Source organism: Polynucleobacter sphagniphilus (assembly GCF_001953355.1).
GTDB lineage: Bacteria > Pseudomonadota > Gammaproteobacteria > Burkholderiales > Burkholderiaceae > Polynucleobacter > Polynucleobacter sphagniphilus.
Genome location: NZ_MPIY01000001.1, coordinates 213,787 through 230,320, shown reverse-complemented (window position 1 = coordinate 230,320; position 16,534 = coordinate 213,787). Strand labels below are relative to the sequence as shown.

The window sequence follows — 16,534 nt, the reverse complement described above, 5'->3', positions numbered from 1 at the left end:
CAGCTGAATTATAAAGGGCTTGGGCTCAATAAAACAAAAGGGCATAGAAACCAAGGTTTCTATGCCCTTTTGAGCATTTCAGTCCGGCCAGAGCCTGCAACGATTACGCTGTAGCTTTAGTCGCAGCAGCAACCTGTGCGGCTACTTCAGCTGCAAAGTCGTCTTGACGCTTTTCAATACCTTCACCAACAACAAACATCGTAAATCCTTTGATAGTTGTATTGGCAGCCTTGAGCATCTGTTCAACGGTTTGCTTGTCGTTCTTCACAAAAGTTTGGTTCAACAAAGATACTTCTTTGAGGTACTTCTGGATAGAACCTTCAACCATTTTTTCAACGATCTCTGGTGGCTTGCCAGATTCAGCCGCCTTTTGCACAGCAACGCTGCGCTCAATAGCGATTGACTCAGCAGGTACATCAGCCATCGACAAAGCCACTGGCTTCATCGCAGCAATGTGCATAGCCACATCTTTAGCGGCAATTTCATCGCCTTCAAACTCAACCATTACACCGATACGTGTGCCGTGCAGGTAGGAAACCAGCTTATTGCTACCAGCAAAACGCTTGAAGCGGCGTGGCATGATGTTTTCACCGATCTTACCAATCAAGGCGCTGCGAATCGTATCCACAGTAGAGCCATTCAAAGGTAAGGCCAACAAAGCAGCGACATCAGCAGGATTATTTTCAGCAACCAACTTTGCACAGTCAGCAGTAAAAGCCAAAAAGTCATCGTTCTTAGATACGAAGTCAGTTTCGCAATTTACTTCAAGCAGAGCGCCAGTAGTGCCATTGATAAACGAAGCTACAACACCTTCAGCAGTAACGCGTGAAGCTGCTTTACCAGCTTTGCTACCTAATTTGACGCGCAGAATTTCTTCCGCTCTCGCCATATCCCCATCGGCTTCGGTCAAAGCTTTTTTGCACTCCATCATTGGAGCATCCGTCTTGGCGCGTAACTCGCCAACCATTGCAGCGGTAATAGCGGCCATTATTCTGCGTTCCCTTCTTCAACAAACTCCTCTTCACCCTCTTTAACAGCAGTCAAGATCTCTTGAGTTGAACTTGCTTTACCTTCAAGGATTGCATCAGCAATTCCACGAGCGTACAGAAGAACAGCTTTACTGGAGTCATCGTTACCAGGAATGATGTAATCAACACCTTCTGGTGAATGGTTAGTATCCACTACAGCAATCACAGGAATACCAAGCTTGTTGGCTTCAGTAATAGCAATCTTGTGATACCCAACGTCCACTACAAAAATAGCATCAGGAACGCCATTCAAATCTTGAATACCGCCAAGTGCTTTTTGCAACTTGTCGAGATCACGGTCGTTTGTCAAAGCTTCTTTCTTGGAAAGCTTTTCCCAGTCGCCCGCTTCTTTAGCAACTGCCATATCTTTCAAACGCTTGAGCGAACCCTTGACGGTTTTGAAGTTGGTGAGCGTACCGCCCAACCAACGGCTGTCGATGTAAGGCATACCAGCACGTGCAGCTTCTTCAGCAATGATTTCACGGGACTGGCGCTTTGTACCAACAAACAAAATAGTGCCACGATTGGCAGCAACTTGTTTTGCAAACTTCAGGGCGTCCTGAAACATTGGCAATGTTTTTTCCAAGTTGATGATGTGGATTTTATTGCGATGGCCGAAAATATAAGGGGCCATCTTTGGGGACCAGAAACGGGTTTGGTGACCAAAATGGCAACCGGCTTCCAGCATTTGACGCATAGTTACTGACATAACTTCTCCTAAGGGTTGTGTTCTAAGGTTAAGTCCTAGCTGCGCTAAAAAACGCCACCCTGGAAGGCTTAACCCGCGATTTCAAGTCAAAAAAGTCTTGAGAACCGAATTATAGCTTAAATATCAGTACTCTAGCGACGTTTATCTAGTCGCTGTCACTGGAGGTATAGGGGCTGGAGAGGGTAAATTGAGGTTTTTTGCCTAATATTTAGGCAATTATGGGTAACTAAAATTCGTCAAGTCGTTGATAATCAAGACATGAATAGTGTATTTACTGCCGAAAAAGACATCTTAGGGATGCGTGAGGCTGGCCGCTTAGCCAGCGAGGTCTTGGACCATGTGACCCCCCATGTAAAGCCTGGGGTGAGCACCGGTGAGCTTGATCGGATTTGCCACGAATATATGCGTGACGTCCAAAAAACCATCCCTGCCCCATTAAATTACCAACCCCCTGGATACCCCCCATTTCCAGCATCCATTTGCACATCCGTAAACGATGTCATCTGTCATGGCATTCCCGGGGGAAAAGTCCTCAAATCGGGTGATGTCGTAAACCTAGATATCACCGTAATTACCCAAGATGGCTATTACGGCGATACCAGCCGCATGTTTATGGTTGGCGATGTTTCAGTTTTAGCCAAGCGCCTGACTCAAATTACATTCGAATGCCTCTGGCTTGGCATCGCCCAAGTGAAACCTGGGGCTACATTGGGTGACATTGGTTATGTGATTCAAAGACATGCTGAAAATGCGGGCTACTCCATCGTCAGAGAATATTGTGGTCATGGCATTGGCAAGGTGTTTCACCAAGATCCACAAATTCTTCACTATGGTCGCGCCGGCACGGGCGAGAAATTGGTTGAAGGTATGACTTTCACGATTGAGCCAATGATTAATGCTGGTCGCCGCGAAATTCGCACGATGCCAGATCAATGGACCGTGAAAACTAAGGATCGTAGCCTCTCGGCGCAATGGGAACACACACTTTTAGTTACGGCAACTGGCGTTGAGGTGCTTACTTGGTCAGAGGGCAGCAATCCCCCACCCGATTGCGTCAAAGGCTTATCCTTCCGACCTACGCCTGTCATCGCTTAGGCAATGCAAGCCGCAACACAAGCCAATCACATTACGGATATTGCCCAGCTACGAGCTGCACGCGAGCAAGCGTATGCCCAATTTCGTAAAACACAATCTGTTGGTAGGCTAGCAAAGACCTTAACAAAATTAAGCGATCAATTACTGATTAGCCTGTGGGATACATGTGGCTTGAATAATCAGGCCGCACTGATTGCTGTAGGTGGGTTTGGTAGAGGCAGCCTATTCCCCTACTCCGATATCGATATTCTGATTTTGGTTCCTAGTGATAAAAAACTCTTTGAAGAAATTTTAGCCACCAAGATCGAATCCTTTATAGCTAAATGCTGGGATACCGGCCTTGAAATTGGCTCATCCGTTCGATCTGTATCGGAGTGCATTTCTGAATCAGAACAAGATATTACTGTGCGCACTGCCATGCTGGAGTCACGCCTAATTTGTGGCAAAAAAATCTTATTTAAAGAATTTGAATCTGCGTTTGCAAAAACACTCGACCCGAAAGCATTCTTTCAGGCAAAGTTAGCAGAGCAAATACAACGTCATTACAAATATCAAAGCACCCCCTACTCACTGGAGCCCAACTGCAAAGAAAGCCCCGGCGGCCTGCGTGATCTTCAGGTGATCTCCTGGGTAAGTAAAGCTGCACATTTAGGGAATACATTTAAAGACTTAAATCTAGAAGGCTTGATTACTGAGCATGAACTTAAAGAGCTCACGCGCAATCAACGCTTCCTGGAAACCTTGCGCGCTAACCTGCATCTGTTAGCGGGCCGTAGACAGGATGTACTTGTATTTGATTTGCAAGCAGGCTTAGCGGCAGCTATGGGTATCAAAGAGAACTCTTCACGCCTTGCTAGTGAAGCCATTATGCGGCGCTACTACTGGGCTGCAAAAGCGGTAACCCAGCTCAATGATGTGCTCTTACAAAATATTGAGGCACTGCTTTTTCCTAAAGAATCCAAAACCACTTACCCCATACCAGGCGAAGGAAATGAACATTTCATTGAACGCCAAGGCGTACTTGATATTAAAGATCCGCAGCTCTATGAAAAAGATCCCGATCAAATCCTGCGCACCTTTTTAGTCTTTTCACAAACTTCCAGCGTCAAGGGCTTGTCAGCCACAATTTTCAGAGCCCTGTATAACGCACGCCACAGAATGAATGCGCAGTGGCGTAATAATCCTAGCAATCGGAAACTCTTCATTGAGCTCTTAAAGCAACCAGAGGGTGTGAGCCGAGCTTTTCAGCTAATGAATCGCACTAGTGTGCTGGGGCGTTACTTACCAGCCTTCAGAAAAATTGTCGGTCAGATGCAACATGACTTGTTCCATGTGTATACCGTTGATCAACACATACTGATGGTGTTACGCAACGTACGGCGCTTTATGGTGGTTGAACATGCACATGAATTTCCTTTTTGCAGTCGCCTGATTGCGCACTTTGAGAAACCATGGCTGCTAGTGATTGCCGCTCTTTTTCACGATATCGCAAAAGGACGCGGTGGTGATCACTCCCTTCTCGGAAAAGCCGATACCCGTAAGTTTGCTAAAGAGCATGGCCTAGACAAGGCCGATACAGAATTGTTAATCTGGTTGGTTGCTGAACATCTACAAATGAGTCAGGTTGCTCAAAAGCAAGACATTACTGACCCAGATGTTGTTAGGGCATTTGCCAAGAAGGTTGGGGATGAGCGTCATTTAACCGCACTCTACCTACTCACTGTTGCTGATGTCAGGGGAACCAGTCCAAAAGTATGGAATGCCTGGAAAGGCAAATTACTCGAAGATTTATATCGAGCGACACTCAGAGTGCTTGGCGGTGCTAAACCAGATGCCTCCTCTGAGTTTGCTCAGCGCCAAGAAGAATCCAGAACCAAATTGCGCCTCTATGGCATCGAAGATTCTGCTTATGAAAATTTTTGGAAGCAATTGGATGTTGGATTTTTCTTGCGCCAGGATTCAGCAGACATCGCCTGGCTGACACGCCATCTGTTTAATAAAGTCGATAGTGATAAACCAGTCGTACGTGCGCGCCTCTCACCCATAGGCGAAGGCCTACAAGTTGCCGTCTATGTCAAAGACCAAGAGGATTTATTCTCACGCATTTGCGCCTACTTTGAGCGTCACGGCTTCTCCATTTGGGATGCCCGAGTTCACACAACCAATAGTGGTTATGCACTGGATACTTTCCAGATATCAGGCGGTAATTTAGTAAGCGAAGGTGGTGGATATCGTGACCTCATTCAGTTAGTTGAGTACGAGCTTACCGAAGCTCTTACGAACGCTGAACCGCTCGCCAATGCAAGTATGGGTCGTCTCTCCAGGCAATCTCGCACCTTCCCAATTCAGCCTCGAGTCCACATGACTCCTGATGATCGGGGTCGCTATTACTCATTGTCGATTTCTGCTAGTGATCGCACTGGTTTGTTATATGCAATTTCCAGAGTGCTGGCGAAACACCACATTTCACTTCACACTGCGCGCATTAATACCCTAGGTGAGCGCGTAGAGGACGTATTGCTATTAGACGCTGTGAATCTGAGTAAAAATCCGAAATTACAAATACAGCTTGAGACTGAACTCTTAGAGGCTTTGGTAGCTTAAGACTCCTAGAGCGGCTCTAGCTTAACAACTCAAGCATGGCAGCTTCATCAATGATGGGCACACCAAGCTCTTCTGCTTTAATTAACTTGCTACCAGCATCAGAGCCCGCTACAACAAAATCGGTCTTTTTAGAGACAGATCCCGCTACCTTGGCGCCAGCCTTTTCTAAGAGATCCTTTGCCTCATCGCGCGTCATAGTTGGGAATGTGCCTGTCAGTACAAAGGTTTTTCCAGAAACAGCTGCGCTGAAGATTTTTTCTTCCACTGAAAGTTGCATACCCGAGAAAAGCAACTGCTCAATTACCTCACGGTTATGGGCTTCTTGCATAAAACTGGTAATGGAATCAGCTACTACAGGACCGACATCCTTGACTGTGAGAAGGTCTTCCAGAGAAGCATCCATTAAGGAGTGCATAGAGCCATAATGATTGGCCAAGTCTTTAGCAGTCGTCTCACCCACATGGCGAATGCCCAAGGCAAAGATAAATCTAGCTAAGGTCGTGTTTCTGGATTGATTTATTGCTTGCATGAGATTGTCTGCAGACTTATCACCCATACGCTCAAGATTAGCTAAGGCGGTAAAGCCAAGTCGATATAAGTCTGCTGGAGTTCTGACTAAATTGAGGTCAACTAATTGATCCACTATTTTTTCGCCGAGACCTTCAATGTCCATCGCCCTACGATGTGCAAAATGAATTAAGGCTTGCTTGCGCTGGGCTGCACAAAAGAGGCCGCCACTGCAACGAGCCACTGCCTCATCACTCAAACGTTCGATATGAGAATCACATACCGGACAACGAACTGGCATGACAAATTGCTGGGCATTTACCGGTCTACGCTCTTTAACTACCGAAACAACCTCAGGAATGACATCCCCTGCACGCCTAACCGAAACCGTATCACCAATACGGACATCTTTGCGCTTCACCTCATCTTCATTATGCAAGGTGGCATTAGTAACAGTGACGCCGCCAACCTCAACGGGGGCTAAACGCGCTACTGGGGTAATTGCACCGGTGCGACCAACCTGAACATCAATTCCCAAAACAGTTGTCAAGGCTTCTTGGGCTGGATATTTGTGAGCCAAAGCAAAACGAGGTGCCCTTGAAACAAAGCCCAACTTAGCTTGCTCTGCAAAAGAATTCACCTTATAGACAACGCCGTCAATGTCATAGGGGAGTGAATCGCGCTTAGCGCCAATCTCGTTATAAAAATCCAGAATTTCTGCCACCGAATGCAATAGCCGCCGCTCTGGACATACAGGTAAACCAAGCCGGACATATGCATTTAATAACTGCTCATGCGTACTTGGTAGCCAAGACTGGGGTTCTAATGCACCCAGGCCATAGGCGAAAAAAGACAGGGGTCTCTTAGCGGTGATTTTAGAATCCAACTGGCGCAAGCTGCCTGCTGCAGCATTACGAGGATTGGCAAACTCCTTTTCCCCCAGAGCTGCTGCTTGTTGATTCATCTTCTCAAAATCTTTGAGATACATGAAGACCTCACCGCGCACCTCAAGGACTTTCGGAATATTTTTGCCAAGCAACTGAAGCGGAATTGCACGGATCGTTTTGATATTAGCCGTTACATCTTCACCACTTGCCCCATCACCACGAGTTGCAGCGCGGACCAAGACTCCATCCTCATAACGCAATGAAATCGCCAAGCCATCAAACTTCAATTCTCCAGCAAACGTCACGTGATCTACATGCAATCCTTCACGACAACGGCGATCAAAGGCAATTAACTCTGCATCCTCAAAGGCATTATTGAGCGACAACATGGGCACTACATGCACAACGGTATCGAATTCTTTTAAGGCGACTCCACCAACACGCTGGGATAAGGATTGGGGACTTACCCACTCTGGGTGAACTGCTTCAATCTCGAGCATCTCACGATACAAGCGATCATATTCACTATCAGGCAATAGGGGGTTATCGAGCACGTAGTAAGCATGCTCTAGACGGGCTAACTCACCTTGTAAAAAAGCGTAGCGCTCCGCTAAATTTGGCGAACTTGAGGACAACAGGGTGGTCCTTAACTAAAAAGTCTATTGGCAGTAGAAGAGCCAGCAGCAATGCCACCCTTCTCAAGATTGGCATAGAGGATGTCTAAATGCTGACGAATAGTGATGACAGTGTTTTCAGTTAAATTGATGCCGTTGTCATCCACTAGCCGGCCATGAACAGCCTGCGCAATCTCTACGCCCTCACTTAACATTCTCTCAAAGGCACGTTCTTCATGACTTACCAAGGGCACCTCCAATAAGAGGGTTACTTGAGCAACGGGTTTATTAGGATCCACATCAGCACTATTAAAAATAAGACTACCATTGCTGAAAAAATCGTATTGCCTTCCATTTCGCGCCAATTGGAAACTACGTTGACGCATAAGAGCATCAAAGTTCGCCCATCGAAGTGGCTGATCAAACACCACATTGATACTTAATTGAATATCACTTTCAGCAGCCAATACATCTAACTCCTTGGCACTCTCCAGCATAGCGCTCACGCTAGGCATATCAATTTGTGACCCTAGAGTTTCTGCAAGTGCTTGCGCGCGGGAGCAAAAATCGGATAACTCGAGCACTCCAATCGGACCACGTCGATTAGCTAGCTGCATCGCAAGCTGTAATTCGGCGTAGCTTGCATCTGCTTTTAATTGCTCCCAATCCTCAGGTGCACCATCATCCGCATTTAAACCTTCGCAGATCCAAGGTAAGTGTGGCGCACCCCCTTCATCTGACAAAGCCTCTATTTCAGATAAAAGCTCTACGCCACTAATAGGCTCATCAAAGCGCAAGGTAATCACACAATCAATACGAGGATCAATTGTAAAAATCGTTGCGGGTGGCGTATTGCTTGTTGACTCACCCAATGAAGGTTCTACACGCTCTTGATTTGCTGCCTGTGCAAAACCCGCATTCAAACTGGGCTCTCTTGCTACAAAAAGCTCATCGAGTGCAAGATCCCTTTGAGAGCCCGCTTTACGACGGGCGTGAGCATAGTAAATATTTAATATGAGCACGAACAGCAATATCAGGAGGCCAATGACCGCCAAAGCAAATTGCAATTCAGACAATCCAAGGCTTGTCATGATTTGCTCTAAATTCACTTAGGCAGCCTCCACCATCGACACCGCAGAGGAAATGTCGACAGCCACAATTCGAGATACGCCCTGTTCCTGCATGGTCACACCGATTAATTGATGAGCAATTTCCATAGTGATCTTGTTGTGCGAGATAAATACAAACTGGGTCTTATCTGACATTTTGGCAACCATTTGCGCGTAACGCAAGGTATTCGCATCATCTAATGGTGCATCAACCTCGTCAAGCAAGCAGAATGGGGCTGGATTCAAAAGGAATAATGAGAAAACTAAGGCAATGGCAGTCAAGGCTTTTTCTCCACCGGAAAGCAGGTAGATAGAGCTGTTTTTCTTGCCAGGCGGCTGAGCCATTACCTGAACACCCGCATCCAAGATCTCTTCCCCGGTCATTACCAATTCAGCATGACCGCCACCGAATAACTCAGGAAATAGCCGTCCAAAATGACCATTTACTTGATCAAATGTGCCTTGCAATAAGTCACGTGTCTCAGCATCAATCTTAGCAATGGCATCCGTCAAGGTTTGCATGGCCTCATTTAAGTCAGCTGATTGCGCATCGAGGAATTGCTTGCGCTCACGTGAGCTAGCCAATTCATCCAAGGCTGCCATATTGACTGGTCCGAGCGATTGAATTTCACTCGTTAAGCGATTTACTTCAGTCTGCAATGCACCCACCTTGAGGTCAGCACTGAAGCTGGCCTCAAGCGCAATTAAATCGGCCTCTGCATCTGCCAGCAAGGTTGCGAACTGTTCAAAGTTCAAACGAGCAGCCTGTTCGCGCAATTGCAAATCAACCACCTTATCGCGCATGGGCTGCAAGCTACGCTCTATTTGCATACGCACTTCATCAGCTTCACGCAGTTGATGCAATAAAGCATCTTGTTCCGTACGGGCATTCGCAAGCAAACCTTCACGCTCACTGCGGGTAACCAATAAACCCTGTAATTTTTCTTGCGCCTCAACATCGCTCAAAGTTTCAAGCTCTTGCTCGGCCAAAGCATGCTTATCCTGAATCTCCATGATCTGAGTACGTGCAGTACTTTGATCGCGCTGCAAATCAGCGATGCGTTGCTGCAGGGAGCGAGTCGTAAAGGCTGCTTCTTGTGCTGCCATCTCAGCAATACGCAGAGATTCGCGTAAATGATCACGCTCTTGGCTGGCCTGCTCTAATTTTTCTTGAGCAATCGCCAGACCTTCTCCACAAGCTTGCTTAGTCTCTTCGGTTTGAATCAATTCAGCAGCAGACTGCTCTTGGTTTACGCCAAGCTGTTCCATTTGCTCACGTAGCTCACCCAACTCACCTTGAATTTGCGTGGCGCGCTGACTATATTGCTCTTCAGCCTGAGTTAACTGCATTCTTTCAACTTCAAAGCCATGCGCTTCTTGCACAGCTTGTTCAGCGGCGATACGAGCTTGTTCCGCCGCTTGATGGGCAGCTTGATAATTGGCGACGCATTGATCCAGCTCACCTTGCAATTCACTTTGCATTAATCGTTGTGCCCGTAATTGCTTCTCAAGACTTTCCATTTCTTGAGCGCGCGCCAACATGCCAGCTTGCTCAGAATCAGCTGCATAGAGCTGAACACCAACCCGACTGATTAAGTGACCTTGCTGAGTTACCAAGGCACCGCCGGCTGGTAATTTTTCACGACGGTTTAAAGCATCTTCTATGCTGTCAGCAATATAAACATTGTCAAGCCACTCTTCTAATACAGCAGCCACTCCAGGCGCACCTGCACTTTGTACGCGAGTAAGCAACGCTATGAAGTTAGCGGGTATCGCGGTATGTGCGGGGATAATTTCATCGGTGAGCAAAATAGCCAAGCGACTTGGTGGCGCCTCTTGTGCAAGTGCTAACGTTTCCTGAACGCTCTTAGCAGTAATGGCTGCCAAGCGTTCACGCAGAACTGACTCCAGAGCGGCTTCCCAGCCACTCTCTACCTTTAACTCTTGCCAAAGGCGCTTACTTTCTTTAAGACCTTTACTTTCTAACCAAGGACCAATCTTGCCTTGTGCTTGCACGCTGGCCTGCAAAGCGGTTAAGGCTGTCAATTTGGCTTCTGTTTGAGCCAAATCTTGATTAGCAGATTGAATTTGTTGCTGGGCAGTACTGCGCGCCTCATCAGCCGCTGGAACGCGCTGTTGGGTTTCAATCGCACGGTTACGCGTCTCTTCGACTTTACGTTGAGCCATTGCATGACGATCAAGCGCCATTTGCAAGGCTTCCGCATCGGGCTTACGCATACCGCCTAACTCACCATTCAGACGGGTTTCGCGACCCTTTAATTCATCCAGCTGCGCACTCAAAGAGCGAGTGCGCTCGCCTAAGCTAGCCAATCTTTGATCAATCGAAGCCAAATGATTGCGTGCTTCATTTAACTCACGCATATTGACTTGATACATCTCTTCGCTTCCAGGCATTTGCTCTTGCAAGCCGGCCAAATCAGCAAGCAAAGACTCTTCCTTTTCTACAGCCAGACTTAACTCGTGTTCAGCAGAACGCTGTGCTTGCGCTGCATCCTGCTCTTGCACTGTCCAACGTTGGAGCTGCGCCTGTAAATCCTGGGTTTGCTGTTGTAAGCGCTGACGCGCCTCTTGCACATAATGAATCTGAGACTCGACTTGACTTACATCAGAATTGGTTTGGTAGAGATCGCCCTGGGCCTGTGATACTTTGTCCTGCAACGCGTACTGATGAGTACGCATGGTTTCTAATTCAGCCTCGGCATGACGTAGCTTGGCGGTTTGCTCTTCAAGGCTCACCTGAGTATCACGTATACCATTGGCATGACGCTCTTGCTCCTTACCTGCCTCAGTTTGACGCACGAACCACAAGAGCTGTTGTTGCGACTTCATCTGCGCTGAAAGTTCGGCATGACGCTCTGCTACGGTAGCTTGTTTTTCTAAGCGATTGAGTTGCTGCTCAAGCTCGCGCAAAATATCTTCTACACGAACTAAATTCTCTTTGGTATCTTCCAATCGTGAAGCAGTTTCTTTGCGACGCTCTTTGTATTTTGAAACACCAGCGGCCTCTTCCAAGAAGACGCGCAATTCTTCAGGCTTAGATTCCAAGATACGATTAATGGTGCCTTGACCAATAATGGCATAACCTCTCGGGCCCATACCAGTGCCCAGAAAAATATCTTGAATATCTTTACGACGCACTACTTGGTTGTTAACGTAGTAACTAGAGTTGCCATCACGAGTCAAAACGCGCTTGACCCCTAATTCGGTAAATGCACCCCACTGCCCTTGTGCCCGACCGTCTGAATTATCAAAAATCAATTCAACACTGGCACGCCCTGAAGGTTTACGCAATCCAGAACCATTAAAGATGACATCTTGCATGGATTCGCCGCGCAGTTCGCTGGCGCGGGATTCACCCAAGACCCAACGAACAGCGTCAATGATGTTTGATTTTCCACAACCATTTGGACCAACTACGCCAATTAATTGGCCTGGCATCTCAAAATGGGTTGGGTCAACGAAAGACTTAAAGCCGGAAAGTTTGATGGATTTCAGTTGCACGGCGGACTTTGTAGGGAAAAAGGGTCAGAAAGGAGGTAATTTATTTAAAACTTAAGTTGGAAGATGATAGCAAGCTTAGGGCTTCTCGGACGGGATTTTGCCCCACCGATATAATGATAAATCTACCTTCAGGGTCAAAATCCCTTAACAATCTGATAGTTAACTAAAAAGCATGAGCCAATCACCACAAAGCATCATCGAACAAGCCTGGGAAAACCGCGCAAACCTCTCTCCAGAGGCTGCCCCAGCGGAAATCCGCAATGCAGTCAATGCGGTACTTGAAGGCCTTAATTCAGGCACGATTCGCGTGGCTGAACGCCAAAGCGTTGGCAAATGGGAAGTCAATCAGTGGGTCAAGAAAGCTGTTTTGCTTTCATTCCGCCTTGAAGACAACAAACCAATGTCCGCGGGTGGATTTACCCAGTTCTATGACAAGGTTCCAAGCAAGTTTGAAAACTACACTGCTGAGGACTTCGCCAAAGGTGGATTTCGCGTAGTACCTCCTGCAGTAGCCCGTCGCGGCTCCTTTATTGGCAAAAATGCTGTTTTAATGCCCTCCTATGTCAATATTGGTGCTTATGTAGGCGAAGGTACGATGGTTGATACCTGGGCGACCGTGGGTTCTTGCGCTCAAATTGGTAAAAACGTACACCTTTCTGGTGGCGTAGGCATTGGCGGCGTTTTAGAGCCGATCCAAGCTGGTCCAGTCATTATTGAAGATAACTGCTTTATCGGGGCTCGTTCCGAGGTTGTTGAAGGGGTTGTTATCGAAGAAAACGCTGTGCTTTCAATGGGTGTCTACATTGGTCAAAGTACCAAAATTTACGATCGCGAAACTGGCGAGGTTCATTACGGCCGCGTTCCTGCTGGCTCCGTAGTGGTTCCTGGCTCACTGCCATCTGCTTGCGGCAAGTACAGTCTTTATGCCGCAATCATTGTGAAGAAAGTGGATGCTCAAACCAGAGCAAAAACTGCCATCAATGAATTACTCCGCGACTAAGACTTTTTATGAGCGCCACTCTTGAGCTAACTCAAGCCCTCATCTCCTGTCGTTCTGTTACGCCAGTAGATGGCGGCTGCCAAGAATTGATTGCCGATCGCCTCAAAGCGATCGGCTTTCATACTGAGAGCGTGGTCAGTGGACCAGAATCATTCCAAGTAACTAATTTGTGGGCAATCAAAAAAGGTAAGTCTGGCGATCAGGGGAAGGTTCTTCTCTTCGCAGGACACACTGATGTTGTTCCAACTGGCCCACTGGAAAAATGGACCAGCGATCCTTTCGAGCCAAGTATTCGTGATGGCTACTTATATGGTCGTGGTGCCGCTGATATGAAAACCTCTCTCGCAGCCTTTGTAGTTGCCGCAGAGGAATTCGTTGTCAAACACCCCGACCACCAAGGTTCCATCGCCTTTTTAATTACCAGCGATGAAGAAGGGCCTGCACACGACGGCACTGTCATCATGTGTGAACGTCTTGCAAAACACGGTCAGCGGCTTGACTACTGTGTCGTTGGTGAGCCAACCTCTGTAAATTACTTGGGCGATATGATTAAGAATGGTCGTCGCGGCTCCCTATCTGGCAAGCTCAAGATCAAAGGAATTCAGGCGCATATTGCCTACCCACATCTTGGAAAAAACCCAATTCACCTAGCAGCGCCTGCTATTCAGAATCTGGTAGAGACCGAGTGGGATAAAGGTAATGAATATTTTCAGCCGACTAGTTTTCAGATCTCCAACATTCACGCTGGTACTGGTGCCAACAACGTGATTCCAGGCGAACTTGCCATTGATTTCAACTTTCGATTTTCTACCGAGAGTAAGCCTGAGCAATTACGCGAACGCTTAGAGCAAATACTGAAGGCTGCGGGGGTTGAGTTTGAAATCGAATGGTCTTTAAGTGGTAACCCATTTATTACTGGGGATGGTGCCCTGGCTAATGCTCTGCGCTATGCCATCAAAACTGAAACAGAAATTGATACTGAGCTATCAACTACTGGCGGCACCAGTGATGGTCGCTTTATTGCCAAGATCTGCAAAGAAGTAGTTGAATTCGGCCCACTCAATGCCACTAGTCACAAGATTGATGAGAGCGTCATTGTTGATGACATCGAACCCTTGAAAAATATTTATCGCAAGACCCTTGAGCAACTTGTTGCTTAATTTCCTCAAATCTAACTAATCCATCATGGACCCTGAGCCTGCCCAAGTAATCAGCATTAACCAATTTATTGATCATATTACACAGCAGTTAGAAGCTGCTGATTTGCACTACGGTCATGGCGCTATCGATGCTCGCAGCGAAGCCTTGTGGCTAGTTAGCAAGCAACTGGATATGAGCCCTGCAGAGGCACTTGATCACTTGAATGACTTGATCAGCGAAACAGATCAAGCTAAAGCATTGGAAATCACCCAGGAGCGGATTCAAACGCGCAAACCACTTGCCTACATTCTGGGTGAAGCCTGGTTAATGGGCGTTCCCTTTTTCTGCAGTGAGCAAAGCATTGTGCCGCGCTCTTGGATTGCCGAACTGATTACCGATGGCTCCTTAGAACCCTGGTTACCCGCCGATGGCAAGGCGCTTGATCTTTGCACTGGTAATGGCTCACTAGCGATTTTGCTAGCGTTAAGCTGCCCAGATATTCAGGTAACCGCATGTGATATTAGTCTTCCTGCGCTGGCGGTTGCATCACGCAATCTAGATCGCCATGGTCTTAGCTCCCAGATTGATTTATTAGATGGCGATCTGTGGGATGCCTTGCCTGAAGCGAATGATGACAATCGCTTTGATTTAATTATTTGCAATCCTCCTTATGTGAATGCCAGCTCGATGAATACTTTGCCTGCTGAATATCACGCAGAGCCTGAGCTTGCACTAGCCGGTGGTGAAGATGGCATGGATTTGATTAGACGCATCATTGCCGCCGCACCTGACTACCTCACTGAACGCGGCGCACTCCTTCTTGAAATTGGCAATGAATATGAGAACTTCAAAAATGCCTTTCCACAAATCCCAGTCATCTGGATGGAGGTTTCTGCCGGCGAAGAGCAAGTTCTCTTAATTCAGGCGGAAGATCTGCATTAGAAGTTAACTTAGCTCGGCAGCAGCGGCAATGGCTTGATCAATCCGCTCAACTGGAATCACACGCAAACCAGGAATTTTAGATTTCGGCATATTCGCCTTCGGAATAATCGCCACCGTAAACCCAAGTTTTGCCGCTTCTTTAAGGCGCTCTTGACCACGAGGGCATGGACGAATTTCTCCAGCTAGGCCAACCTCACCAAACACAATGAGTTCTTTTGGCAGTGCGCGATTACGTATCGACGATTGAATCGCCAGCAACACTGCTAAGTCAGCTGCTGGCTCAGAAATCTTCACACCACCTACGGCGTTTAAAAAGACATCTTGATCAAAACACGCAACGCCAGCATGACGATGCAATACCGCCAGCAACATGGCTAAACGATGCTGCTCAAGTCCAACCGCCAACCTTCTTGGATTGGGAATGTGGGCAGTATCCACTAAAGCCTGAATCTCCACCAACAAGGGGCGACTACCCTCTTGGGTCACAAGAACGCAAGCGCCAGGGACCATTTCAGCATGCTGGGATAAAAAGATTGCTGAAGGATTGGCAACACCGCGCAAACCCTTCTCTGTCATTGCAAAAACGCCAAGTTCATTGACGGCTCCAAAGCGATTCTTAATGGAGCGAACTAAACGGAATGAAGAATGGGTGTCACCCTCAAAATACAAAACAGTATCAACAATGTGCTCAAGCACACGCGGCCCAGCTAAATGACCGTCTTTTGTGACGTGGCCAACCATTAATACGCAAATACCACTCGACTTAGCTGCTCGGGTAAGTTGTGCGGCACACTCACGAACCTGAGCAACCGATCCTGGCGCTGAGCTCAGCACCTCTGAATACAAGGTCTGAATCGAATCCACCACCAATACCTGAGGCTTAACGGTATCCATAATGGAGAGCAACTTTTCGAGCTGAATTTCTGCAAGCACCTCTAGCTGAGGTGCGTCGAGTGCAATCCGCTTTGCTCGCAGCGCAATTTGGGCTGCTGATTCTTCGCCGCTGCTATAAAGCACATTCATACCTGCAGAACTCATCTCAGCCAGAGCTTGCAATAGCAAAGTTGATTTGCCGATACCAGGATCCCCGCCCAACAAGACTACTCCACCGGGAACGAGACCACCGCCCAATACGCGGTCAAACTCCTCAACGCCTGTAGAAAAGCGAGGCAAGTCTTCTGCCGTAATGGCAGATAGTTTTTGTCTTGGTAGTGCTTGGGCCAATCCCTGAAAACGCGAATTGGCACTTACCTCCGGCAAACCCTCTTCCATCGTGTTCCAGGCCTGGCAAGAGGGACATTGTCCCTGCCACTTAGCAGAGGTGCCACCGCAGGACTGGCAGATATAAATCGTTTTTACCTTGGCCAAAGCTTTACC

The 16,534-nt window shown here is 47.4% G+C and carries 11 protein-coding genes; 5 read left to right on the top strand and 6 right to left on the bottom strand.

Features of this window, described 5'->3' with window-relative positions; all coding sequences use genetic code 11:
- Positions 1 to 103 precede the first annotated feature (103 nt).
- Positions 104 to 988, bottom strand: a complete 885-nt coding sequence (gene tsf, locus BOQ04_RS01125; RefSeq protein ID WP_076022933.1) for a translation elongation factor Ts — start codon at positions 986 to 988, stop codon at positions 104 to 106.
- The gene (gene rpsB, locus BOQ04_RS01120) at positions 988 to 1,737 is read right to left on the bottom strand and encodes a 30S ribosomal protein S2 (RefSeq protein ID WP_076022932.1); all 750 of its coding nucleotides are present in this window, start codon (positions 1,735 to 1,737) and stop codon (positions 988 to 990) included. Before rpsB ends, tsf begins: the two co-directional genes overlap by 1 nt.
- A gap of 258 nt (positions 1,738 to 1,995) precedes the next feature.
- Here rpsB and map point away from each other — a divergent pair, with 258 nt between their 5' ends.
- Both map and BOQ04_RS01110 read left to right on the top strand, forming a co-directional pair.
- The gene (map, locus tag BOQ04_RS01115) at positions 1,996 to 2,832 is read left to right on the top strand and encodes a type I methionyl aminopeptidase (RefSeq protein WP_076022931.1); all 837 of its coding nucleotides are present in this window, start codon (positions 1,996 to 1,998) and stop codon (positions 2,830 to 2,832) included.
- Positions 2,833 to 2,835: 3 nt separating this feature from the next.
- On the top strand, positions 2,836 to 5,436 hold the full coding sequence (locus BOQ04_RS01110; RefSeq protein ID WP_076022930.1) for a [protein-PII] uridylyltransferase: 2,601 nt from the start codon (positions 2,836 to 2,838) through the stop codon (positions 5,434 to 5,436).
- Positions 5,437 to 5,452: 16 nt separating this feature from the next.
- Here BOQ04_RS01110 and ligA read toward each other — a convergent pair whose 3' ends face one another.
- From ligA to smc, 3 genes are read right to left on the bottom strand one after another with little or no spacing between them, the layout of a single operon-like run.
- Complete coding sequence (gene ligA, locus BOQ04_RS01105) at positions 5,453 to 7,465, bottom strand: NAD-dependent DNA ligase LigA (protein ID WP_076022929.1); 2,013 nt, start codon at positions 7,463 to 7,465, stop codon at positions 5,453 to 5,455.
- 11 nt (positions 7,466 to 7,476) lie between these two features.
- Positions 7,477 to 8,535, bottom strand: a complete 1,059-nt coding sequence (locus BOQ04_RS01100; protein WP_076023157.1) for a cell division protein ZipA C-terminal FtsZ-binding domain-containing protein — start codon at positions 8,533 to 8,535, stop codon at positions 7,477 to 7,479.
- An 18-nt stretch (positions 8,536 to 8,553) separates the two neighbouring features.
- Positions 8,554 to 12,075, bottom strand: a complete 3,522-nt coding sequence (smc, locus tag BOQ04_RS01095; RefSeq protein ID WP_076022928.1) for a chromosome segregation protein SMC — start codon at positions 12,073 to 12,075, stop codon at positions 8,554 to 8,556.
- A gap of 172 nt (positions 12,076 to 12,247) precedes the next feature.
- Here smc and dapD point away from each other — a divergent pair, with 172 nt between their 5' ends.
- Genes dapD through prmB form a run of 3 tightly spaced genes read left to right on the top strand, consistent with a single transcriptional unit; the run spans position 12,248 to position 15,157 of the window.
- Positions 12,248 to 13,075: a 2,3,4,5-tetrahydropyridine-2,6-dicarboxylate N-succinyltransferase gene (dapD, locus tag BOQ04_RS01090; protein WP_076022927.1), complete on the top strand. Its 828-nt coding sequence runs from the start codon at positions 12,248 to 12,250 to the stop codon at positions 13,073 to 13,075.
- An 8-nt stretch (positions 13,076 to 13,083) separates the two neighbouring features.
- Positions 13,084 to 14,235 (top strand): succinyl-diaminopimelate desuccinylase, encoded by a 1,152-nt coding sequence (dapE, locus tag BOQ04_RS01085; RefSeq protein ID WP_076022926.1) that lies wholly within the window; start codon positions 13,084 to 13,086, stop codon positions 14,233 to 14,235.
- 25 nt (positions 14,236 to 14,260) lie between these two features.
- Positions 14,261 to 15,157, top strand: coding sequence for a 50S ribosomal protein L3 N(5)-glutamine methyltransferase (gene prmB / locus BOQ04_RS01080; RefSeq protein ID WP_076022925.1), 897 nt, complete (start codon positions 14,261 to 14,263; stop codon positions 15,155 to 15,157).
- 3 nt (positions 15,158 to 15,160) lie between these two features.
- Here prmB and radA read toward each other — a convergent pair whose 3' ends face one another.
- Positions 15,161 to 16,525, bottom strand: a complete 1,365-nt coding sequence (gene radA / locus BOQ04_RS01075) for a DNA repair protein RadA (protein ID WP_076022924.1) — start codon at positions 16,523 to 16,525, stop codon at positions 15,161 to 15,163.
- Positions 16,526 to 16,534 lie beyond the last annotated feature (9 nt).